12 protein-coding genes are annotated in these 22250 nt (G+C 72.2%); 1 reads left to right on the top strand and 11 read right to left on the bottom strand.

What is annotated here, in order from left to right; translation table 11 throughout:
• The first annotated feature begins 162 nt into the window (after positions 1-162).
• Positions 163-927: an SIR2 family NAD-dependent protein deacylase gene (locus K7C20_RS30005; RefSeq protein ID WP_030079399.1), complete on the top strand. Its 765-nt coding sequence runs from the start codon at positions 163-165 to the stop codon at positions 925-927.
• 157 nt (positions 928-1084) lie between these two features.
• On the opposite strand, the gene K7C20_RS30000 is transcribed toward K7C20_RS30005, so the two are convergent.
• The 11 genes from K7C20_RS30000 to K7C20_RS29950 form a co-directional block, all read right to left on the bottom strand.
• On the bottom strand, positions 1085-3925 hold the full coding sequence (locus K7C20_RS30000; protein WP_078953060.1) for an amino acid adenylation domain-containing protein: 2841 nt from the start codon (positions 3923-3925) through the stop codon (positions 1085-1087).
• A 35-nt stretch (positions 3926-3960) separates the two neighbouring features.
• Positions 3961-4785 (bottom strand): glucose 1-dehydrogenase, encoded by an 825-nt coding sequence (locus K7C20_RS29995; protein ID WP_048829181.1) that lies wholly within the window; start codon positions 4783-4785, stop codon positions 3961-3963.
• Positions 4776-5540, bottom strand: coding sequence for a thioesterase II family protein (locus tag K7C20_RS29990; protein WP_063753903.1), 765 nt, complete (start codon positions 5538-5540; stop codon positions 4776-4778). Before K7C20_RS29990 ends, K7C20_RS29995 begins: the two co-directional genes overlap by 10 nt.
• Positions 5541-5709: 169 nt before the next feature.
• A complete protein-coding gene (locus K7C20_RS29985) occupies positions 5710-6768 on the bottom strand; it encodes an amino acid--tRNA ligase-related protein (RefSeq protein WP_053208932.1) in 1059 nt (352 codons plus the stop codon).
• Between the two features lie 25 nt (positions 6769-6793).
• Positions 6794-8209 (bottom strand): FAD-binding oxidoreductase, encoded by a 1416-nt coding sequence (locus tag K7C20_RS29980; RefSeq protein ID WP_063753902.1) that lies wholly within the window; start codon positions 8207-8209, stop codon positions 6794-6796.
• Complete coding sequence (locus K7C20_RS29975) at positions 8202-12224, bottom strand: non-ribosomal peptide synthetase (RefSeq protein ID WP_053208933.1); 4023 nt, start codon at positions 12222-12224, stop codon at positions 8202-8204. The genes K7C20_RS29980 and K7C20_RS29975 overlap by 8 nt, the downstream gene beginning before the upstream one ends.
• A 46-nt stretch (positions 12225-12270) precedes the next feature.
• On the bottom strand, positions 12271-14703 hold the full coding sequence (locus K7C20_RS29970; RefSeq protein ID WP_053208934.1) for a non-ribosomal peptide synthetase: 2433 nt from the start codon (positions 14701-14703) through the stop codon (positions 12271-12273).
• Positions 14704-14931: 228 nt separating this feature from the next.
• Positions 14932-16221, bottom strand: coding sequence for a hypothetical protein (locus K7C20_RS29965; RefSeq protein WP_048829177.1), 1290 nt, complete (start codon positions 16219-16221; stop codon positions 14932-14934).
• A gap of 2 nt (positions 16222-16223) precedes the next feature.
• Positions 16224-17909, bottom strand: a complete 1686-nt coding sequence (locus K7C20_RS29960) for a condensation domain-containing protein (RefSeq protein WP_053208935.1) — start codon at positions 17907-17909, stop codon at positions 16224-16226.
• 174 nt (positions 17910-18083) lie between these two features.
• A complete protein-coding gene (locus K7C20_RS29955; protein WP_030079378.1) occupies positions 18084-19373 on the bottom strand; it encodes an MFS transporter in 1290 nt (429 codons plus the stop codon).
• A gap of 365 nt (positions 19374-19738) precedes the next feature.
• A complete protein-coding gene (locus tag K7C20_RS29950; RefSeq protein WP_053208936.1) occupies positions 19739-21100 on the bottom strand; it encodes a helix-turn-helix domain-containing protein in 1362 nt (453 codons plus the stop codon).
• Positions 21101-22250 lie beyond the last annotated feature (1150 nt).

Raw genomic sequence — 22250 nt, 5'->3', positions numbered from 1 at the left:
GCGGAGGTGGCTGTGCGGAGGTACGGCCGTGGGGGCGGCCGGGGCCTCTCCCCGGGATCCGCCACCCCCGAGGTTGCTGCCCCGGAAGCCGCCGCCGCATCCGTATGCCGCCCGGCCCGAATCCCTTCGCTCCCGTCGGCCCCCTCTGCGTACCCTCGCGTCATGACCGGCACCGATGTGTCCCCCGACCAGCCGACCCGCCGCCCGCTCGTCGCGATCCTCACCGGCGCGGGCATTTCCACCGACTCCGGCATCCCCGACTACCGCGGGCCGAACGGGCTGTGGCGGCGGGATCCGGAGGCGGAGAAGCTCGTCACGTACGACACGTACATGGGCGATCCGGAGATCCGGCGGCGGTCGTGGCGGATGCGGCAGGAGAGCCCGGCGTTCCGGGCCGAGCCGAATGCCGCGCACGAGGCGGTGGCCCGGCTGGAGCGGTCCGGGACGCCGGTACGGGTGATCACTCAGAACGTGGACGGGCTGCATCAGCGTGCCGGGGTGCCCGAGCGCAAGGTGCTCGAACTGCACGGCACCGTACGGGCCGTGGCCTGCACCCGCTGTCATGCACGGTCGTCGATGCAGGAAGCGCTGGCGCGGGTGGCCGCGGGCGAGCCCGATCCCCCGTGTCTGGTGTGCGGGGGGATCCTGAAGTCGGCGACGGTGATGTTCGGGGAGCGGCTGGACCCGCAGGTGCTCGGTTCCGCGCTGGGGGTGGCGAAGGCGGCGGAGGTCTTCTTCGCGGTCGGGAGCACGTTGCAGGTGCAGCCGGCGGCCTCGCTCGCCGGGGTGGCCGCGGAGCACGGCGCGCGGCTGGTCATCGTGAACGCCGAGCCGACGCCGTACGACGAGCTCGCCGCCGAGGTGGTCCGCGAACCGATCGGCAGTGCGTTGCCGAGACTGCTGGCGGGGCTGGCCGAGCGCGCATAGACACGGGCGGTATGGGCTCGCGCGCCCCGGCCCCGGCCGGACACGGGCGGCAAGGCTCGTCCTCCCCCGGCCCCGGCTCGGTAAGCCGCCGGGGCCGGTCCCTCCGGTCCCGGCGGCGGGCGGGCGTGCGGCCCGGCGCGGCCCGGCGCGGCGGGCGTCAGGCCCCGGGCGGTGCGAGCGGGCCCCGGGCCACTGCGGCCAGGGCCCTCGGGGTGGGGTGGCCGTAGAGCTCGCGCAGGCTCACGGAGCCGAAGCCGGCCTTGCGCAGGGCCGCGAGCAGCCGCACGGCCAGCAGCGAGTTGCCGCCGATCGCGAAGAAGTGGTCGTCGGGGCCCACGTCGGCGGCAATCACCGCACGCCATACGGCGAGCATCGCCGTGGCCGGGTCCGTGCCGTCCACGGGCTGCACCTGCGCCGGGCCGGCCGGTGCGGACAGCGGGCGCCGCGCGGCCGGCAGGGCGGCCCGGTCCAGCTTTCCGTTGAGGGTCAGCGGCAGTGCGGGAAGGCCGACAAGCTCCGCCGGAAGCATGTAGTCCGGCAGGATCGTGGCCGTCCTGCGGCGTACGTCCGCCGTGGTCGCGCCCTCCGCGAGCACCGTGTAGCCCACCAGGCGGGCGTGCTCGGGGCCGTCCTCCTGCCCCTCGACGAGCACCGCGGCGTCCACCACGCCGGGGTCGTCGACCAGCACCGAGCGCACTTCGCCCAGTTCGATGCGGAAGCCGCGGATCTTGACCTGTTCGTCGAGCCGGCCCACGTGGTCCAGTGTCCCGTCCAGCCGGAGCCGTCCCAGGTCGCCGCTGCGGTAGAGCCGCTCGCCGCTGGACGGGTCGTCGACGAAGCGCTCCGCGGTGAGCTCGGGCCGGTTGAGATAGCGCAGCGCGAGGCCCGCGCCGCCCACCCAGATCTCGCCCACGGCGCCGGGCGGCAGCGGCCGTCCCCGGTCGTCGCGGACCGACGCCGACCAGCCGGGGATCGGCCGGCCGACGGAGCGGGGCCGCACGTGCGCGTCCCACGAGCGCACGTGCCGGGCGGTGACATGGACGGTGGTCTCGGTGATCCCGTACATGTTGACCAGGCAGCACGCACCGTCGGGGTGCCTGCTGAACCAGGCACCGACCATGCGGGGGTCGAACGCCTCACCGCCGAACACGATCAGCCGGGGCGCGGGGGCGGCGACCGTCCGGGCATCCATTTCCAGGAGCCCGGCGAAGGCCGACGGGGTCTGGCTGAGCACCGTGACGCCCTCGCGGAGCACCAGGGCATGGAAGTCCTCGGGGGAACGGGTCACCAGGTAGGGCACGACGACGAGGCGTCCGCCGGTCAGCAGGCAGCCCCAGATCTCCCAGACCGAGAAGTCGAAGGCGGCGGAGTGGAAGAGCGTCCATACGTCGTCGGGGCCCAGGGCCATGTCGTCGGCGGTGGCGTCGAGGAGCGCCAGGACGTTGCGGTGGGCGACGACAACTCCCTTGGGGCGGCCGGTCGTCCCCGAGGTGTAGATGACGTACGCCGGGTCGCCGGGCCCGGCCGTCGGCAGCTCGGTGCCGGCGGACTCCGGGGCGGCCGCGGTGAGGGCGGCGGGCCGCAGGACCGGGGTCCCCTCGGCGGCCGGGAAGCCCGACAGCGTGGTGATGACGAGGGCGAGCCCGGCGTCCTCGGCGATGTAGCGCAGCCGTTCATCGGGGGCCTGCGGGTCGAGCGGGACGTAGGCGGCGCCCGTCTTGAGGACCGCGAGCAGCGCGACGACCAGGTCGACGGTTCGCTTGAGGCAGACGCCCACGAACAGTCCGGGCCCGGCGCCGCCGTCCACGAGCACCCTCGCCCAGGCGCCGGCCTGCTCGTCGAGCTCCTGGTAGGTCAGCCTCCGGGTGGCGTCGCAGACCGCGACCGCGTCGGGCTGTTCCCGGGCGAGGCGGGCCACCACGTCCTGGAGGGTGGCGGCGCGGGGCGCGCCTCTCGGGGCGGTGCGGCCGAGATCGATGACGGCGGACGCCTCGGTGTCGTCCAGCAGGGCGAGGTCGCCCACGGTGCGGCCGGGGGCGCCGTCGGCGAGCTGGGCGGCGACGTGCAGGGTGTGCCGGGCGAAGTCCTGGGCGACGGCGGGGTGGACCGCGCTCGGGTCGTGGGGGTGCCCGGCGAGGGAGACCGCGCTCTCGTCGCCGTGCCAGACCAGCGCGAGGGGAGCGGTGCCGGGTGCGAACGGGACGTACTGCTCGTGCGGGGTGTGGCCGGTGAGGACGACGGACAGCGGCGGGAGGGCGTCGTCGGCGGTCTGCCCGGCCGGGGCCCGCAGGGCCGCCCCGACCTGTTCCACGAGGTCGCTCAGGGGCAGTTCGTCCCCGGCCTCGACCTGGATCACCTTCGCGCCGGGCGCCGGGCCGGCCGGTTCGGTGACGACCGCCGCGAGGCGCACGGTGGCGCTGCGCTCGTACCGGGACAGGGCCACGGCCGCGGCGGCCGTGACGACCTCGGGAGTGAACTCGCCCTTCCACTCGAGGCGTTCGGGCTCCGGGAGGTCGTCCTCGGCCAGCCCCCAGTGCGGTGCCGGTGCGGCGGACCATCCGGCTGTGCCGCGGGCGGACCGCTCGCGCAGGGTACGGACGAGCGCGGACGCGTCGCGGTCCGGCGTCGCCAGCCCGTGGGCGAGTTCCCGCAGCCCGGCGTGGTCGAGGACCCCGCGGCGGGCCACCACGACGAGATCGGCGGCGCCGTCGGGGTAGCACGTCAGCACGGTGCGCAGGCCCGGGTCACTGTGGTGGAGCGGGCGCCGCACCTCTCGCTGCCACGTCCGGGCCGCCTGCTGTGTCCCGGAGCCCTTCTCGGCGTGCTGCACCCAGAAGCTGCCCGCTTCCCGGGCCGCGGCCGAGGCGGCCGCCCGCTCGGTGTTCGTCCGGGCGGCGCGGAGGTGTGCCTCGTCGGTGAGCCGCAGCACGATGCCGTGTACGGCGCTGTCACCGAGGGCGGTGGGGCCCCCGGTACGGGGGTGGGGCTGATCAGTCATGCTCTCCATCCGCATCGGACGTGTCCCGGGGTGGCTCATCGCGCGGTGAATCCGCCGTCGACGGTGACCGTGCTGCCCGTCACTTGACGGGAGTCGTCGCCGGCCAGCCACAGGGCGGCGCCCGCCACGTCCTCCGGCTCCACGAGCGCGTTCATGGGTTGCGCGGTGACAAAGGCCTGTTCGTACTCGTCGGCGCCGACATCGAGGCAGCGGGCGATCTCGGACAGCATCCGGCCCTCGACGTGCGAGGCGTCGCGCACCGAACCGGGGCAGATGGCGTTCACCCGGACCCGCAGCGGGGCGAAGTCCAGTGCGGCGGCCTTGGTGAGGCCGACCAGGGCGTGCTTCGCCGCGACGTACGCGGCGAAGTGCCGGTAGCCGACCAGCCCCGCGGTGGAGGCCACATTGATGATGCTGCCGCCGCGCTGCCCCAGCATGGCCGGGGCGACCGCGCGGATCATCCGCCAGGCGCCGGACAGGTCGACGTCCAGCATCAACTGCCATTCGTCATCCGTGATCTCGTGGACGGGCTTGCCCGACGGCGCGGCGATGCCCGCGTTGTTGACGAGGACATCGATGCGGCCGAAGCGCCGCAGGGCGGCGTCGACCGCCGCGGTGACGGCGTCGGTGTCCCTGACATCGGCCCGCAGCGTCAGGGTGTCGGCGCCGGACTGCCGGCACAGCTGAGCGGTGCGTTCCAGCTGGGACCCGTCGGCGAGCGGATAGGGCACGCCGGGGATGTCCCCGCCGGTGTCCAGCAGGACGAGGTCCGCGCCCTCCTCCGCGAAGCGCACCGCGCACATCCGGCCCAGGCCGCGCCCGGCGCCGGTGACCACCACCGTCTTGCCCGCTAGTCGCATGCCGCCCCCGGGCCCGTGAACCGGCCCGAGGCCGTGGGCTGCCGGACGGTTCCCTCCAGCGTCGCCGCGACCAGACCGAGGACCTGGGGGGCGGCGTCGGCGAGGTACATGTGGCCGCCGGGCATCTCGGCGTAGGTGAACGGGCCGGAGGTGGTGGTGTGCCACTCGCGGGCGTCCTGCTCCGTCACGAGTACGTCGCCGGCGCCGCGCAGACAGGTGACCGGGGCCTCGACCGGTTCGTCCGACGGCGGACGGTAGGACTCGTGCATGGCCACGTCCGCCCGCAGCGTGGGCAGCAGCAGTTCTCTGAACTCGGCCGATTCCAGGGCGGGGTGGCGGTAGCCGGCCAGCTCCTCGACCCGGGCGAGGAACTCGGCGTCGTCCAGGGCGGCCGCCTGCGGTGCGCGCCCCCGCTCCGGGGCCGGGGATCCGCTCACGAACACGTGCGCCACGGGCAGTTCCGTACGTTCCTCCAGGGCACGGGCGAGCTCGTAGGCGAGGATGGCGCCGAGGCTGTGGCCGAAGACAGCGACCCGGGAGTGTCCGCGCACCGCGTCGAGGGCCTCGGGCAGCAGGGCGTGCACCGCACGGGCCACGTCGCGGTGCGGCTCCTCGTCGGTGCGCTCCTCGCGGCCGGGCAGTTGCAGGGGCTCCAGGAGCAGACCGGCCGGGGCCGACTGCCGCCACTTACGGAAGAAGCCGGCGCCCGCACCGGCATAGGGCAGGCACAGAACAGGCACGGGATCTGAGGTCATGGCACTCATTTCGTTGCGTGCCGGGGCCTTCTCGGCGGGGTACGGCACGGGGCGGAACGGGTGGCGGCGCGGGGGGGGAACGGGTGGCGGCCCCGCGGGGGAGGTCCCGCGGACCGCGGCCGCCCCTCCGTCGGGGGTCCGGGGCGGGTGCGGCGGCGGGAGGGCCGGGCTACGGGCGGACGATCGCCTCGGGCCAGGAGCCGGGCTCGTTGACCCGGGAGACCAGCGGGATGTCACGGATGTCGTCGTGGTTGAGCACCCACATGAGGAACCGCTCGACGCCCATGCCGAAGCCGGAGGTCAGCATCGGGGCGTCCTCGCGCATCCGGACGTACCAGTCGTAGTCCTCCTCGTGGACGTCGTGCAGGGCGATGGACTTGCGCAGCAGGTCCGGGTCGGTGTGCCGCTCGCCGGAGCCGACGACCTCGCCCATGCCGAAGAGCAGGTCGGCCGCGCGGGCCGTGCGCGCCTCGTCGTCACCGAACGCCTGGTAGAAGGGCACCGCCAGGGTGTCCTGGTGGTGCATCCAGACGAACTCGCTGACCCGCTCCATCAGCAGGCGCTCGCCCTTGCGGGTCAGGCTGCGCCACTCGCCCGCGTCCTGGACGCAGCCGTCGACGTCACCGACGATGCCGACGGCCTCCTCGAAGGTGACCCGGGCGAACGGCGCGCTGTGGCCCGCCATGCGCTCCAGGTGGGAGATGTCGCCCCGGCCCGCGGCCAGCCGGTCGCCGTGCTGGTCGAGGAGGGCGGAGGCGAGCGCCTTCACATAGCCGTCGACGTACCGTATGAGGTCGTCGAGGCCTCCGGGGATCTCGGCCTCGCTGTGGGTGAACTGGGTGAGGTGGGTCGCGTCGGGCGTCTCGACGCGGAACGACGGCATGATGTTGTAGCAGCCGCCCGGGGCGAGCCGGCAGCCGTACTCCAGCAGGTACTGCATCGAGTCCTGGAGATAGGTGTCGACGCCGTTGACGTGGACCTTGACCGCTTCGGTGTCACTGCCGAAGCCGTTCGGGCAGGTGACGGTCCGGGTGGTCAGGGGCAGCCACAGGTTCTTCAGCCCCTGCGACCGTGCGTACTCCATGGTGGTCCACTGCACCGTGTCCTGGAGATCGGCGACGAGGGTGTACCACGGGGAGCGCAGGGCGGTCAGGAAAGCACCGGGGTCGTTGCTGTCGAAGGTGGCCGGCGGGGCGACGGTCGGCTGCGGAGTAACAAGCTGCGACATGGGGTCTTCTCTCCAGACGTGCGGGCTAGACGTGCGGGTGCGCTGCGGGAGGGATGTTCTGGTTGCCGGCCAGGACGTTGTCCGGGTCATAGCGGTGCTTGAGCGCGGCGAGACGCTCGTAGCGGGCGGCGCCGTAGACCTCGGCGACCCTGCCGGGCTGCTCGTCCTGGAGGTAGTTGACGTAGGCGCCGCCGTACTGCCAGGGGGCGAGCCGCTCGGTGCCCTGCCGGCTCCAGGCCGCGTTCTCGTCGTCGGCGGACTCGTCGGTCCACTGCGCCGACACCGTGCAGATGTAGGGCGCGTCCCGGCGGGGGAAGGCGGACTCCTCGTCCGGCACGTCGCCGATGGCGCCGCGCAGGTACTCGAAGTCGATGCAGGACAGCGGCGAACGGATCTCCCGGGCGGACTCCATCAGTTGGGCGACCGCGCCGTCGGTCAGGTCGGTGAGGTAGCACGACTTCGTGAAGTAGCGGTTGCCGTGCGGCTCGCCGTGGTCGCCGAGAGCCTGCAGCTGCGCGTACGACATCACCCGGGAGACGGTGGCGTCGGGCGCGGCCGTGGCGAACAGTGGTGCGGTGTGCCGCGGGCCGTCGGCCTCGTCGCCGAACCAGGCGGCGGTCAGGAACAGCGCAGGCAGGCCGCGCAGCCGCTCCGGGATCCAGGGCTGGTGGCCGGCCTGCTTGAGCGCGGCGGTGGCGTGCAGGTCGGGGCCCTGTGCCTCGGCGAACTCCCGGTAGCGGGCGAGCGCCGCCGGTACGTCCGCCAGCGGGTAGACGGCCGTTTGGTGGTGCACGGGGCCGACCGGCCGCAGACGCAGCGTGAAGCGGGTGACGATGCCGAGGTTGCCGCCTCCGCCGCGTAGGCCCCACAGCAGTTCGGCGTGCTCGTCCTCGGTGGCTTCGACGATCGTGCCGTCGGCGAGCACGACCTCGGCCGCCAGGAGGTGATCACAGGTCAGGCCCCATTTGCGGGCGAGCCATCCGTAGCCGCCGCCGAGGGTCAGGCCCCCCAGCCCGGTGTGCGAGACCACTCCCGAGGGGCACACCAGGTCGTGGGCGAGGGTGGCGGCGTCGACGTCGCGCAGCAGACAGCCGCCCTGTGCGCGGGCGGTCTGTGCCCCGGGGTCGACGTCGACCTCGTTCAGCAGCGACAGGTCGATCATGACCGCACCGTCGGCGACGGCGGTGCCGGCGACGTTGTGGCCCCCGCCGCGCACGGTCACGGCGAGGCCGGCCGCGGTGGCGTACCGCAGTGCAGTACTGACGTCCGCGGCACTGGTGCAGCGGGCGATCAGCCGGGGCCGGCGGTCGTGCATGGCGTTCCACACCGCGCGCACCTCGTCGTACGCCGCATCGCCGGGGCCCACCAGCGGGCCCTGGAAGTGGTGGCGCAGATACCGCTCGGCGGAATCCCGGGACACCGGGTCCAACAGGTCAGTCATGGGGGTTCGTTGCCTTCCGGTCTGGCAGTGGCCTGCTTCGTGCGTGGCCGAGCAGTTCGGCCGTGACGATCTCGGCGATGTGCTTGCGGGGTTCGGGGTCCATCGCCTCTTCGTGGCGGCACAGGAGGTCGTGCTGGTCGAGGTCGTCCACGTAGGGGGCCCAGGCGGCCGGGTCGGGGCGCGCCGCGCTCCGTCCCTCGGCCGCGGTGAAGTAGACGGTCCGGCCGCGGACCCGGCGGGGCCGGTGGCCGGCCACCAGCCGGCTGCTGTTCACGCCCACGGCGACGAGCCGCTCGAACGCGGCGCTCTCCAGGCCGAGTTGCTCCTGTCCGGCGCGGCGCAGCACGGCCAGCGCGGCCCCTGGGTCGGCGGCCATCGCCTCGTCGTCGGCCACGGCCGGCACGAGGGTGGCGAGCAGGCTGAACTCGTCCCACTGCTCGGGCGTCGCGAACGAGGGGCAGGGCCAGACCTCGCCCGGGTAGGCATCGACGAGGGCGAGGAGTTCGATGGCGGCGCCGTCCTGTTGCAGCCGGCCGGCCAGGGCGTGGGCGAGGTTGCCGCCGAGCGACCAGCCGAGCAGCCGGTAGGGCCCCTCGGGCTGTACGCGGCGGATCTCCGCCAGCATCCGGCCGAGCATCTCCTCCATGTCCCGCGGGATCGCGCTGTGCTCGACGAGGCCGGGCGCCTGGAGGCCGTAGAGGGCGAGGTCGCCGGGCAGGTGCGCGGCGAGGCCCGCGTAGCTCCAGGCGAGTCCGGTCGCGGGGTGGACGCAGAACAGCGGGCGCGGGTCGGTGCCGGGGCGCAGCGCCAACAGCACCTCGTGGTCGTCCTGCTCCCCGGTCCGCCCGAGGGCGTCCAGGATGCCCGCAACGGTGGGGGTGTCGAACAGGGTGCGCAGGGTGACCCGTACGTCCAGCACGGAGCGGATCCGGCTCAGCAGCCGCATCGCGAGGAGGGAGTGCCCCCCGAGGTCGAAGAAGCTGTCCTCGACTCCGACCGCGGGCACCCCGAGCACCTCGGCGAACAGGCCGCACAGCGCGGTCTCCTGAGGGGCGCGGGGCAGTGCGCCGGTGGCCTCCGTCCGGATGACCGGGGCCGGCAGGGCGCGCCGGTCCAGTTTGCCGTTGGGGGTGAGCGGCAGTTCGGCCAGCTCGACGAAGAAGGAGGGGACCATGTACTCGGGCAGCGCCTGTGCGGTCCGCCGGCGTACCGCACCGACGTCCAGTGCCGCGCCGTCCACCGGCACCGCGTAGGCCACGAGCCGCTTGTCACCGGGGCGGTCCTCCCGGGCCAGCACCACCGCCTGGCGCACCTGTGGGTCGCGCTCGATGACCGCCTGGACCTCACCCGGCTCGATACGGAAGCCCCGGATCTTCACCTGGTGGTCGACGCGGCCCATGAACTCCAGCTCGCCGTCGGTGTTCCAGCGCACCAGGTCTCCGGTGCGGTACATCCGCTCGCCGGGCGCGCCGAACGGGTTCGCCATGAACCGCTGCGCGGTCACCCCGGCCCGGCCCGCGTAGCCGCGTGCCAGGCCCGCTCCCCCGACGTACAGCTCACCGACCGTGCCGGACGGCACGAGTTGGAGACAGGCGTCGAGCACGTAGGCCTGCATGTTGCGCAGGAGCCGGCCGATCGGGGCCCGGCTGCGGCGGAATCCGTCGGCCGCGTCGATGACGGAGATCGACACGTCGTCCGAGCACTCGGCGGGGCCGTAGACGTTGGCGAGCGGGATGCGGGGGTGCCGGGCGAACCAGCGGTCGACGAGGTCGGGCGGCAGCTCCTCGCCGTGGACGAGGAGGTACCGCAGCCCCTTGAACAGGCCGACGGTGGTGTCGTCGAGGTCCCACATGTCCAGGACCGCGCGCAGCACCTGCGGCACGATCTGGAGGAGGGTGATGCCCTGGTCGGCGATGCAGCGGACGAGCAGCAGCGGATCGCGGGTGGTGTCCTCGTCGAGGACGTGCACCCGCCCGCCGACCAGCGGCATCGTCAGCGCCTGCCACACGGCGACGTCGAAGGTGAGCGGCGCGTTGAAGGCCATCGTGTCGTGCTCGTCGAGACCGTAGAGCTCGGCCACGGCGAGCAGGTGGTTGGACAGGCCGCGGTGGGGGACCAGGACGCCCTTGGGCCGCCCGGTCGAGCCCGACGTGAACACCGCGTACGCGAGCAGGCCCGGACGGGCCGAGAGGTCCGGCCGCCGCCACGGGCTCGTCCCGTCCGGTACGTCGTCGACCGTGACCACGGTGACACCGTCGAGGCCGCCCGCGGTGACCGTCTCCGCGCGCCCGCGCAGTTCCGGGGCGGCCACCAGGCGGCTCGCGGCGCTGTCCGCGAGCATCTGCCGGGCCCGGTCGACGGGCAGGGTGCCGTCCAGGGCCAGATATCCGCTGCCGGCGCCGAGCGTGCCGAGCGCGGTGGTGACGAACCAGGCGCTACGGTCGGAGAGGATCGCGGTGAGATCGTCGGGGCCGGCACCCGCCGCCGTCAGGGTGCGGGAGATGCGGTCGGCGGTGTCTGCGAGCTCACGGTAGGTGTGGCGGGCGCTCCCGTCGGACACGGCGATCGCGTCCGGCCGCTCGTTCGCCCAGTGGCGGATGCGCCGGGCGAGGTCGACCGGGGTCTCGGGCCTGTCCGGGCCGTTCCACTCGACGAGCTGGCGGTGCTGTTCGGCGGCGGACAGCACGGGCACCTCGCGGATGCGCAGCGCCGGGTCGGCGGCGACCGCCTCGAGGAGTCGTACGAGCCGGTCGGCCATGGCCCGGACGGTCGCCTCGTCGAACACGTCCGTGGCGTATTCGAGGGCGGTGTGCAGCCCGGCGGGCCGGCCGTCGTGGTCGCGCCGGTCGTCGAAGTCGACGGAGAGGCTGAACTTCGCGGTGTCGGTCGTCTCGCGCAGCACGGCGGTCTCGACACCGGGCAGCCGCAGTGCCTCGCCGGGCCGTCCCTCGTTGAGCGCGAGCATCACCTGGAACAGGGGGTGCCGGTGGGGCGAGCGTCGGGGGTTGAGCACCTCGACGAGCCGGTCGAACGGGACGTCCTGGTGGGCGTAGGCGTCGAAGTCCGTCTCGCGGACCCGGCGCAGCAGCTCCCCGAACGTGGGGTTGCCGGAGGTGTCGGTGCGCAGCACGACGGTGTTGACGAAGAATCCGACGAGGTCGTCCAGGGCCGCGTCGGCGCGTCCGGCCACCGGGGTGCCGAAGGGGATGTCGGTGCCGGCCCCGGAACGGGTGAGCAGCACGGCGACGGCCGCCTGGAGCACCATGAACAGCGTGCACCCGTGCTGCTGGGCGACCTCCAGGAGGCGTCCGTGCAGCTCCGGCCCGAGGGTGCGGTCGACGGTGGCGCCGCCGAAGGTGTCGGCGCCGGGCAGCCGCACCCGGTCGAACGGCAGCGGCAGTTCTTCCGGCAGTCCCGCCAACGCCTTTTGCCAGTAGGCGAGCTGACTGTTGATCAGGCTGTCGGGATCGTCGTCGGAGCCGAGCAGGTCACGCTGCCACAGGGTGTAGTCGGAGTACTGGACCGGCAGCGGCTCCCAGGCCGGGGCGAGCCCGTCGTGCCGTGCGCCGTAGGCGGTGCTGAGGTCGCGCAGCAGCGGGGTGAGGGACCAGCCGTCGCACACCACGTGGTGCATGACCAGAGCGAGCACGTGGTCGTCGGCCGCCACCCGCAGCAGCCAGGCCCGGACCGGCAGGTCGGCAGCGAGGTCGAAGGGGCGCCGCACCACCTCGTGCAGATCCGCGTCGAGCCGTTGCGGCCCGCTGTCGAGGACGGTCAGGACCAGACCGGTCTCCGCCGACGGCAGCACCCGCTGATAGGGCGCTCCCCCGGTCTCGCCGAACACGGTCCGCAGGCTCTCGTGCCGGTCGACGACATCGGCGACGGCAGCCTCCAGAGCGGGCACGTCCAGCGCGCCGCGCAGCCGCACCACCACCGGCACGTTGTACGTCGACCCCGGCCCTTCCAGCCGGTTCAGGAACCACAGCCCCTGCTGTGCGAACGACAAGGGGAACACGCTCACTCCTCACCCTGCAGGGCCACCGGGCGCTCCACGACCGCCGTCATGAGCGGCGCGTCAGCTTCGGGCGGGCGGCCGCTGCCGCCCGGCTTCGCTCCAGGGCGGCCACGACACCGGCCACGGTGGGGGCATCGAGGATCTGCCGCAGCTCGATCGCCCTGCCGGTGACCGCCCTGACCTGGTTCCACAACCGCATCATCCGCAGCGAGTGGCCCCCGAGCTCGAAGAAGCTGTCGTCGAGCGAGACCGACGGCACGCCCAGCGCCTCCGCGAAGAGGCCCGCCACCGTGATCTCCAGTGGTGTGCCGGGGGCCCGCCCCGCCCCGGCGGTCGCCCCGGCCGTCGCCCCGGTGTCCGCCGGTTCCAGAGCGGCCAGCGCCACCCGGTCGGCCTTGTGGTTGCGGTTCAGCGGCAGCTCCGGGAGCTGCATGAAGGCGGACGGGACCATGTAGTCGGGGAGTTCCGCGAGCAGGGCCGAGCGCAGCCGCGCCGCGTCGAGCTCCGCCGCGGCGGTGAAGTAGGCACTCAGCACGGCCGTTCCGTCCTCGCGCCGGCGCAGCAACACCACGCAGTCGCGTACGGACGGCAGTCGGGACAGAGCGCTCTCCACCTCCGCGAGCTCCACCCGGTAGCCGCGGACCTTGACCTGGTGGTCCGCCCGGCCGAGGCAGTCGAGGAGCCCGTCGTCGTTCCAGCACGCGAGGTCGCCCGTGCGGTACAGCCGCTCCTTGCGGGCGCCGATGCCGCCGAGCACGAACGCTGTGCCGTTCAGATCCGGCCGGTTGAGATAGCCGTCGCTGAGCCCGTCACCGCCCACGTACAGCTCGCCGGGGACGCCGAGCGGCTGCGGGTTGCCGTCGCGGTCCAGCACCCAGGCGGTGGAGTTGGCGATGGGCCGGCCGATGGGCACCCGGCCGGTGTACCGCTGCGCCACGCGGTGCGTGACGGAGAAGGTGGTGTTCTCGGTGGGGCCGTACGCGTTGATGAAGACGCTGTCCGGGCAGGCGTCCATGGCCTGGGCGAGGTGCTGCGCGGAGACCGCCTCGCCGCCGACCAGCACCTGGCAGCCCCGCAGCACCGCGGGGTCCTGCTCGACGAGCTGGTTGAAGAGCGTGGCGGTGAGCCACAGCGTGTTGACCCGGTGCCGCGCGATCGCGGCGCCGAGGTCGACCGAGTTCAGGACGGTGGCGGCCGGTACGAGGACGAGGGTGCCGCCGTTGAGCAGCGCGCCCCAGAATTCCAGCGTGGTGGCGTCGAAGGCGATCGCGCCGGTCTGGAGGATCGTGGTACCGGCCGAGAGATCCGCGTAGTCGGTGCCGCGGACCAGCCGGACGACGGCCCGCTGGTTGACCGGTACGCCCTTCGGCCGGCCCGTGGTGCCGGAGGTGTACATCACGTACGCGGTGTCCTCGGGCGCTGCGGCGAGGGCCGGCAGGGCGCCGGGGTCGCCGTCGTGGGGCCGGGTGATGTCGAGCACCGGGACGTCCGCTGTGGCCTGCGCGTCGTCGACGAGCAGCAGCGCGGCGCCGCTGTCGGCCAGCAGGAGGGCCCGGCGGGCCGCGGGCAGGTTCTTGTCCAGGGGAACGTAGGCGGCGCCGAGCCGCAGGATGGCCAGCACGGCGGCCAGCAGCCGGGGCGTGCGCTCCAGGGCGAACGCGACCCGGGTGTGCCGTCCGACACCGTGGGTGTGGAGCAGCGCGGCCAACCGCAGGGACTGCTCCTCCAGTTCGCGGTAGGTGAGGGAGCCGTCCTGATGGCTGACCGCGAGGTGCTCGGGCCGTTCGGCGGCCTGGGCGGCGAAGAGTGCGTAGACCGAGGTGTCGCGGGGGTAGGGGCGGGCGGTGTCGTTGAAGCCGAGCAGCCGCTCGAGTTCGGGTCCGGTCGGCAGCCCCAGCCGGCCGATCGGCGTGCCAGGGGACTCGGTGATCTGGCACAGGAGATGGACCAGGTGGCCGAGGAGCCGTTCGGTGAACGCCGCGTCGTACACGTGCTCGTGGCGGTCCGCGTGCAGTACCAGACCGTCGGCCGTGGCCTCGCTGGAGAGGACCAGATCGGCGCCGGGCCTGCCGCCGGCGGGCCCGTCGACGACGCACACCACCTTCGACGGCGCGGCGGCCGCTGCGTCCGGGGCGTCGGTGAGGGCGGCGAGGCCGGTCGTCACCGTGCTCAGGTGCTCCGCCGCGGTCGTGGTGGACGGCATGGCGACGACGAGCGAGGCGTCGGCGTCCTGCGCTGCCCATGTCGTCCGTCGCACGCCGATGCGGAAGGCGGTGCCGTCGCTGTACTTCCGGGCGAGGAGCAGGGCCGCCGCGAGGACGAACTCCGCGCTGCGCCCGGTGAGTTCCGTGGCCAGAGCGGCGGGCAGCCGCCTCGTCAGCCGGACCGGCGCGCAGGGCCCGTCAAGAGCGCAGCGACCGCCGAACGGGAACCTGGACGGGACATCGTCCTCTTCCGCAAGCACATCCCCGACGACCATTTCCCCCACCATTCCTGATCGCTCGGCAAGGCGTTATTCGCCGTTGCACCGCCCGACGTCTCCCTAATGCGGGACGGCACTGAAAAGCTGAGATCAACAATAGATTTCGGTGCGGATCCACGGCGGCAGATGCCCAGGCACAACACCGGCAGTTGACGCCCGAAAACATAAAGACGAGGGGGCCGGCAGAGGCATGTCGCGCCTCTGCCGGCCCCCTTGTCTCAGCTCTCAGTACTGCGGGAGTTCCAGACCATTAATGCAGCGTACGCCGTCCTCGAAGCGGAGCTCGAAAGTGAGCGCCGCACGGGCCGCGTCAATCGTCCGCATCACCGCCTCGTGGCCCTCACACACGCCTGAGAGGGTGTCCAGGGTCAGGGTGGTGGTGCCGCCGGGGAGTTCGTCGCCGGGCCGGACGAAATTCCGGTAAGCGGTGACCCCGGGCAGCTCGCGCACGGCGTCGGCACCGTGGACCGCCACCAGTCCGGCCGGCCGGAGCGGCGCAAGATTGTTGTACTGGAAATGGACCTTTCCGCCGAAGTCGAAAGTCGGCAGATAAGGCTCTTCACCGAGGGCCATGAGAGCGCCGACACGCACCAGATCCAGCCCGCAGGACTCTCTGGCCATCATGTTCACATGCCCCGAGAGCCGTCCGTTGAGCTCGATGATGCGGGGCCCGCCGGGCGTCAGCTTCAGTTCGGTGTGGGCGAATCCGCTGTCGGCTCCCACCGCTTCGAGGGCGCGGGTCACGAGGTCGAAGATCTCCTGCTCCTCGTCGCGCGGCAGATGGCTGGGCCAGATCCGGCCGGTTCCGCGGAACGGCGGCACGACCGGGGACTTTCCGGTCAGCACCAGATGGGTGATGCCCGAGGGGGTGCAGGCACTCTCGACCGACACATAGTCGCCGAACGGCTCGCTCGCCCTGCCCTCCAGGAACTCCTCCAGGATGAAGGGCTCCCAGGCCCCTCCGGCGGCGATCTCGTCGAGCCGTTCCCGCACGACACGCGCGTCCTCGGGTGTCCGCAGGGCGTAGGCGTCCCGGCTCCTCGATGCGGTCACCGGCTTGACGAGGGAGGGCAGGCCGATCGTCCGCAGGGCCTCGTCCCAGGCACCGGGCGACTCCACGACATGGGCGCCCGTCCGGTCGACACCCGCCTCGCGCAGCACCCGGCGCTGTGCGCCCTTGTCCGTGTAGAGGCGTGCGGTCTCCACGGACTGGCCGGGCAGACCGAGCGCGGCGGCGAGTTCGGCGGCCGGACGGATCATGTCCTCGCAGAAGGTGAGGATCGCGTCCGGGGCGAGCGCGCGGACCAGTTCGGTGTCCTCGTCCCTGCGCCCGGTGAGGGTCCGCACCTCGCCCAACAGCTCCATCACCGGCCTGAGCTGCTCCACATGGGCGGAGGAGGGCGGGACCAGGAAGACGATGTCCCCGAGGTCGGCGAGGCCCGCGCCCACCTCGCCTGCGGGCACCGCGCCCGCGTCGTACAGAACGGCGAAGAGCGGCCGCTGCTGCTGTGCCATGGTCAGTTCCCCCGGTTCTGCGGCGAGGGCGGTGCGGCCGGGCTGACCGGATTGGCCACCAGCGAGGCGAGCGCCCGCCGCAGTGTGGCGGCGTAGGCCTCGACGGAGGTCCGCGCCAGGAAGGCCGGGTCGTAGCCGATGCGTACCTGGCCCTCGGTGCCGCTGATTTCGACATTGACGTGGAACGGGAAGCTCGGCTTGCCCCGGCGCCACCAGCCGCGCGTGGGCACGGACGTCAGCCGGTCGAGCTCCCGGTAGGCGTGGAAGTTCATGAAGTTGAAGGTGACGTCGAAGGGCGGCCGGCCCAGCCGCTCCACGATCTGCGCCTGCGGATAGGACTGGTACGGGGCGCCTTCGTTCTCGGCGTCGGCCGCGGCTCTGATGAGGCCCGCCCAGGTGTCGTCGACGGTCGCGAAGCGCAGCGGCAGCGTATTGAGGAAGAGACCGGTCGCCAGGTCGGAACCGGCGCTCTCGGGGCGGGTGTTGAACACGACGCCGGTCACGATGTCGTGGCCGCGCCGGGTCCAGGTGCCCAGGGCCCGTACGTGCGCGGCGAGGGCGACGGACTTCACCGAGACGCCGAGCATGCGGGCCACGCCGGACAGGGAGCGCACCAGCCCGGTATCGAGGGTGAACTCGACGCGCCCGTCCGCGTCGGGGGTCTTCTGGTGCTTCGCCTCGTCGAAGAGCAGGGCGGGGGCGTCCGCCTGGTGGAACCAGTGCTCGGCGGCCGCCGACGACGTTGCGGCCGCGCGTTCGGCGGCGATGAAGTCGTGCTGCACGTCCTCGGACAGCGCGGGCAGCCCGGCGTCCGCCCCGTCGCGCTCCGCGGCGTAGAGCGCCATCAGTTCCACGGCCAGCCTGCTCAGGCTCCAGCCGTCGAGGACGGCGTGGTGGACCGCCAGCACGACGTGGAAGGACTCCGGCAGGGCCACCACATGGCAGCGGGCCAGGGGCGGGACCCGCCAGTCGATCGGCTCGGCGAGCTGCTGGTCGCACCACTCGCGCAGCAGGGTCTCGGCCTCTTCGGGGCCGGTGGCCCGGTCGATGCCCAGCTCCGGCAGGCCCTCGGCCCAGATGAGCTGGGCCGGCACCGAGAGGCCGCCGAAGTCGAAGGCGGTGCGCAGGGCGGGGTGGCGGCGGGCGAGTTCCGCGAGGGCGGCGCGGAAGCTGCTCTCGTCGAAGCGGGCACACACCTCCCAGCCGTCCATGCTGTGGTAGAGCAGCGGGTCCTGGCTGGTCTCGCAGAGGTAGAGCATGCCGATCTGGAGCGCCGAGGCGGGCAGGGCGTCCTGCACTCCCTCGGGGATGCGGGGCCGGTCCTGCGGGTCGAGGAGGGAGAAGGGCTCGGCGCTCCGCGCCTGGCCGCCGTCGTCCTGGGAGCCGCCGCCTGCCGACGCCTCGATCACCGAGGGGGCGCCCAGCATGCCTCGCACGCTCTGGTGGACCATCAGGTCCCGCAGCGAGAGGGGGATCCCCCGCGCACGGGCATCGTTGATCACGCGGAGGGCGATCAACGAGTCCCCGCCGAGCGCGTAGAACTTGCTGTCCAGGTCGATCTCCTGGACCGACAGGTGCTCCCGGAGGACGGCCAGGAGGGTTTCGGCCGGGCCGTTCCGCCCGTCCCCGGCGGACTCGCTCGGTACGGCCGACGGTAGGCGGCCGCTCTCTTTCCGCAGTTCCTCCATGCCCAGGATTTCCCTTCGGTAGTGAGACGAACAGGCGACATGAGGGCGCAGTGCGGCCGGAGCGCTTCATCGGAAGGGGGCGAAGGCCCACCCCCACGGAATGTCGCGCCGGCGCGCCTGCCGCGGACGGAACGGCCTTGCCGGTTCCGCCCCTTGAGCACTGCCGACCCGCCGCTAGGCGAGCGCCGCTTCCGGAATCGACACATCACGCATCTTCCGGAGCGGCGAGAACACCACGAACAGCGAGGCACTCCACATTCCCAGCGCACACACCCACAGCGTCGGCCGCAGTCCCACCCCGGTGGCGAGCGCGCCACCGAACAGGGAGCCGAGCGGGATGACGCCGTAGGTGATCCAGAGGTAGACCGCGCTCACCCTGCTGAGCAGCTCCCGCGGGCAGACGCGCTGGCGGTAGGAGATGGCCCCCGTGTTGAACAGGGTGCTGTTGGCGGACAGGGCTGCCAGGCCGACGGCGTACAGGACGACGCCCCAGCCCGGCTGCGAGAGCGGCATCAGGAAGTACAGCGGGCCGGGCAGCAGCATCGAGACCCAGATGATGCGCGCGCTGCCGACCCGGGCGGCGATCCGGCGGGCGAAGGCACCGGTGAGCAGACCGCCGACGGAGCCCAGGGTGAACACCAGGCCGACGGCGGTCGCGGACGCGTGCAGATCGCGCAGCATGAAGGTGACCGCGATCGAAGAGGCCGCCGTCACGAAGAAGTTGGACACGCTGGTACAGATCAGCAGCTTGCGCAGGATGACCTGCCTGCGGACGAAGGTGAGCCCTTCGCCCATCGCGGCCTTGAAGGACACCCGGCTCGCGCCTGCCGGTGGGCTCTGCGCGGACTTCGGCACGCGGATCATACCCAGCGTCAGAGCGCTGAGCGCATACGTGAGCACATTGGCGTACAGCGTCCGGGAGGAGCCGACCAGGCCGACGAGCGCGCCGCCGAGACCGGGCCCGGCCACCTCGGCGAGCGACTCGCACATGCCGAGTTTGCCGTTGCCGTCGACGAGTTGGGCGCTGCTCACCAGCTTCGGCAGCTGACTGCGGTAGGCGACCGTGAACAGCACGGTCAGTACGCCGGAGACGCCCACGACGGCGTACAGATACCACAGGCTCAGTCGGCCCGTGAGGGCGATCAGGGGGACGGAGAGGATCAGCAGCAGCCGGGCGACATCGCAGAAGATCATGATTTTCCGCTGGTCGAGCCGATCGGCCAGCACGCCCGCCGGCAGCGAGAACAGCAGATAGGGCAGCCAGCCCAGGGAGGTCAGCAAGGACACCTGGAACGTGTCGGCATGGAGGGTGTCGAGGGCGAGCACCGGCAGGACGATCAATGCGACCCGCGGACCGAGCGTGCCCGCTCCCTGCCCGCACCACAGCAGCATGAAGTTCCTGTTGCGCCAGAGCGACGTGTGCGCTTCTGCCGTGTCGCCCTGCGGCTCCGCCGTCTGCGTCATCGATGCGTCCTGCCTTGATCGGGTGGGCACTTCCCTCGCCCGTGCGTCCTACAGTGCCCAGCCGCCCCGGACGCTCCTAGAGCGAAGGCGGGAACTACCGATGAACTGCCGATTCGATTGCCCTTCCGGCCGCCGCGCCGCAGGCTATGGTCGGCGCACCCCACGAGCCGAACCCCCGTGCCCCACAACGGATTTCGGGAAGGCCGGCCATTGCCGGGGCCGGGTACCCCGGCAACGGACACCGGGTACCGACGGCCGCATCCGTACCGACCGGTTACGGCGGCCGTATCCGCACCGACCGCTCCGCGGTTGCCGCATCCGCCCACCGGCCGGTTTTACGGCGCCCGTTTCCGCACCGACCGGTATTACGTCCCGCACTGGGGGACGTTGGCCCCCCGAGGCCCCTGGAGGTAGGTGCGAATGACATTGAGAATGGTGAATCTGACAAGGTTGTCACCGCCCGAGGCGACTTTCATGATCAGGCCGCACTGAAGGAAGGTATGAATCGCGCGGGCGACCTGGGCCCGTGGGATGCCGATGCTGGCGACCACCTTTTCCACGGTCCACGACCCCTGCCAGTCGCTGAGCCTGACCAACAGGTCGCGGTAGGGCCGCGGCTGCGCCGCCACCGCGTCCCGCACCGTGCTCGCCACGTCCGTGCGGTCCCCCGGGTGCGTGGCCAGCAGATGCGGTTCGTCGCGCGCCATGCCCACGATCTCCTCGGCCGAGATGATCGTGAACCAGGAGGCGGCCGCCTCCAGCGCTCTCGGCAGGCCGTCCAGCCGCCGGCTGACCTCCGCGCAGATCGCCAACGTGGCCTCGTCGAGCCGGAATTCGGGCTGGAGGTCCCTGATCAGTTCGACCAGCAGGGCCACGGCGGGCGAGGCCGCGGTCTCCTCCCGGCCGGCGGCCGCCGCGGCAACGGAGAGGGGCCGCAGGGCGAGCCGGTAGTCCTCGGGCGCCCCCTGAGGGGTCCGGGCCGTTTCGAGTATGCGCAGGTGGGGGCACTCCCGGATCAGCGCCCACAGGGTGCGGCGGGTCACCTGTCCCGCGTCGTTGCCGTCGAGAACCAGCAGCACGGGGCGGTCACCGATGAGCCGGACGAGCTGGTCGACGCTGCCGTCGTCGCGGGTCAGCAGGGCTTCGAGGTTGCCGGACCGGCCCCCCTGGCGGGTACCGGACATGCCCAACGCCCCGGCACCCGCGGCAGGTTCGGTGGCGTGCTGCCGGAATAACGCCGCCGGTGCGGAGGCCTCGTGCCGCAGCGAGACCCACAGGGTGGGCACACCGTTCAGCGAACGGAGCGCCTGTGCCACCGCGCGGGCCAGATGCGTCTTGCCGACGCCCCCGAACCCGGTGATGGCGCTGATGCGTTCGTACTCGCTCACCACGCGCCGGAGGACTGTGTCCACTTCCCACTCCCGCCCGTGCAACGGACGGGCCACCGCCGTGGGGGACATGGTGAGCGAGTCGAACATCGCATCGCCCGCCTCGCACCCGGCGGCCCGTTCGAACGAGACGCGCTCCTGCGCGGTCAGCCGCAGGGCGTCCGCAAGAAGCCGGACCGTGTCCCGGCGCGGTACCGCCACTTGCCCCTGCTCCAGGTTTCGGACAGCCCGCACGCTGACCATGGACAGTCCGGAGAGTTCGGTCTGGGTAAGCCGAGTGCGCTCCCGGAACTTTCGAAGCTGCTGTCCGAATTCCTCACCGTTGACTGCGACAACCATCGAGATCGCTCCATGAAGGGTATTTCATAGCCGACAGGCCGCCATCGTGGATGAATGACGGCTCATGACATCTCTCGTCGACGCCGGGCCGCACCAGGCGTCGACGGCTGCTTACGTACGATCCGGCAAATGGTGTGCAGGACGACACAAAACGGACCGGCCCGTCCGCAGAAACTCTTCTTGCCGCACGATTCCCCCTCCCCCGTCTACCCACATTCTGGACAAGTTTTGGTAATACGCAACCCCTTCCAAGTCCAGGGAGACGGGTGGACCCGATGACTGGACGACTATAAGCACGACCACCTGCATTTTTCTGCTGAGGTGAGGCACAACATAACCGCGGCCTGGACCAGGACGACCCCGGCGCTCGCCACACCTCCAGAGGATCGCGCCACACCACTCCGACCTGGGGATTCCTTCAACTGTCATGAATTGCGACCAATAAGCAAAATGAAGCAATCATCACCAATTGCCCCGTAGTTACTTCACTGCCGACGGACGTCCAATCGCCTGTTCAGAAATCCCTTGCCCAGCCGATGCGGGATCTGTAGGGTCCTTTCGGCTGGACCCGGGGAAGGTTCGGGGGCGGGGCGCCGACCACTTTCTCCGCACTGCCCGCATATCCGGGATACCTGACACCAGAATTGACCGACCTGACCCATCTCGGGCCACCGGAACGGAAGCGGCCGCCCTTCTCTTGTTTCCCGTCGTCGCGATAACCGGGCGGAAATACGGGCCGAGCGTACGAGCCAAGAATACGGGCGGCAATCAGGTCCTACCGGAATTCAACATCCAAACGATTCCGGGACCGCGCCTTCGGGCACCGACAGGTGCTCGACCCGCTGCCGAACTCTGCGGGGCTTTCTCCGGAAAGGCCGATGCGCCGCTGCCGCCGGGGCCTGCCCGTACCGGCAGACGCCCCTCGCGGAGGCCGGCCCGGCGTCACCGCCCCGGGCCCACGCCGCACGACGGATCCGAGACGTACGAGCCGGCGTCGATCCGGACGCCAATCCGGGCGCCGATCCGGACGCCCACTTCATCCACGACCCCGCGGCGTCCCTGCTCGCACCTCCTCGACGCCGCGTAACGGACGCCCGGCCGAGGTGCGTTCCGGACCGTACACGGCGGATCGCGGTGCACAGCACAAGTG

The organism is Streptomyces decoyicus (genome assembly GCF_019880305.1).
In the GTDB taxonomy this organism is placed as follows: Bacteria; Actinomycetota; Actinomycetes; order Streptomycetales; family Streptomycetaceae; genus Streptomyces; species Streptomyces decoyicus.
Note: the sequence above shows the minus strand (reverse complement) of the source record. Positions and strands in the feature narration are given on the sequence as shown.

Coding starts and splice junctions, on each gene's coding strand:
- K7C20_RS29965 (WP_048829177.1), bottom strand. CDS start 16,221: ATGGCACAGCAGCAGCGGCCGCTCTTCGCCGTTCTGTACGACGCGGGC.
- K7C20_RS29955 (WP_030079378.1), bottom strand. CDS start 19,373: ATGACGCAGACGGCGGAGCCGCAGGGCGACACGGCAGAAGCGCACACG.
- K7C20_RS29950 (WP_053208936.1), bottom strand. CDS start 21,100: ATGGTTGTCGCAGTCAACGGTGAGGAATTCGGACAGCAGCTTCGAAAG.
- K7C20_RS30005 (WP_030079399.1), top strand. CDS start 163: ATGACCGGCACCGATGTGTCCCCCGACCAGCCGACCCGCCGCCCGCTC.
- K7C20_RS29980 (WP_063753902.1), bottom strand. CDS start 8,209: ATGACTGACCTGTTGGACCCGGTGTCCCGGGATTCCGCCGAGCGGTAT.
- K7C20_RS29985 (WP_053208932.1), bottom strand. CDS start 6,768: ATGTCGCAGCTTGTTACTCCGCAGCCGACCGTCGCCCCGCCGGCCACC.
- K7C20_RS29995 (WP_048829181.1), bottom strand. CDS start 4,785: ATGCGACTAGCGGGCAAGACGGTGGTGGTCACCGGCGCCGGGCGCGGC.
- K7C20_RS29990 (WP_063753903.1), bottom strand. CDS start 5,540: ATGACCTCAGATCCCGTGCCTGTTCTGTGCCTGCCCTATGCCGGTGCG.
- K7C20_RS30000 (WP_078953060.1), bottom strand. CDS start 3,925: ATGACTGATCAGCCCCACCCCCGTACCGGGGGCCCCACCGCCCTCGGT.
- K7C20_RS29960 (WP_053208935.1), bottom strand. CDS start 17,909: ATGGAGGAACTGCGGAAAGAGAGCGGCCGCCTACCGTCGGCCGTACCG.
- K7C20_RS29970 (WP_053208934.1), bottom strand. CDS start 14,703: ATGGTCGTCGGGGATGTGCTTGCGGAAGAGGACGATGTCCCGTCCAGG.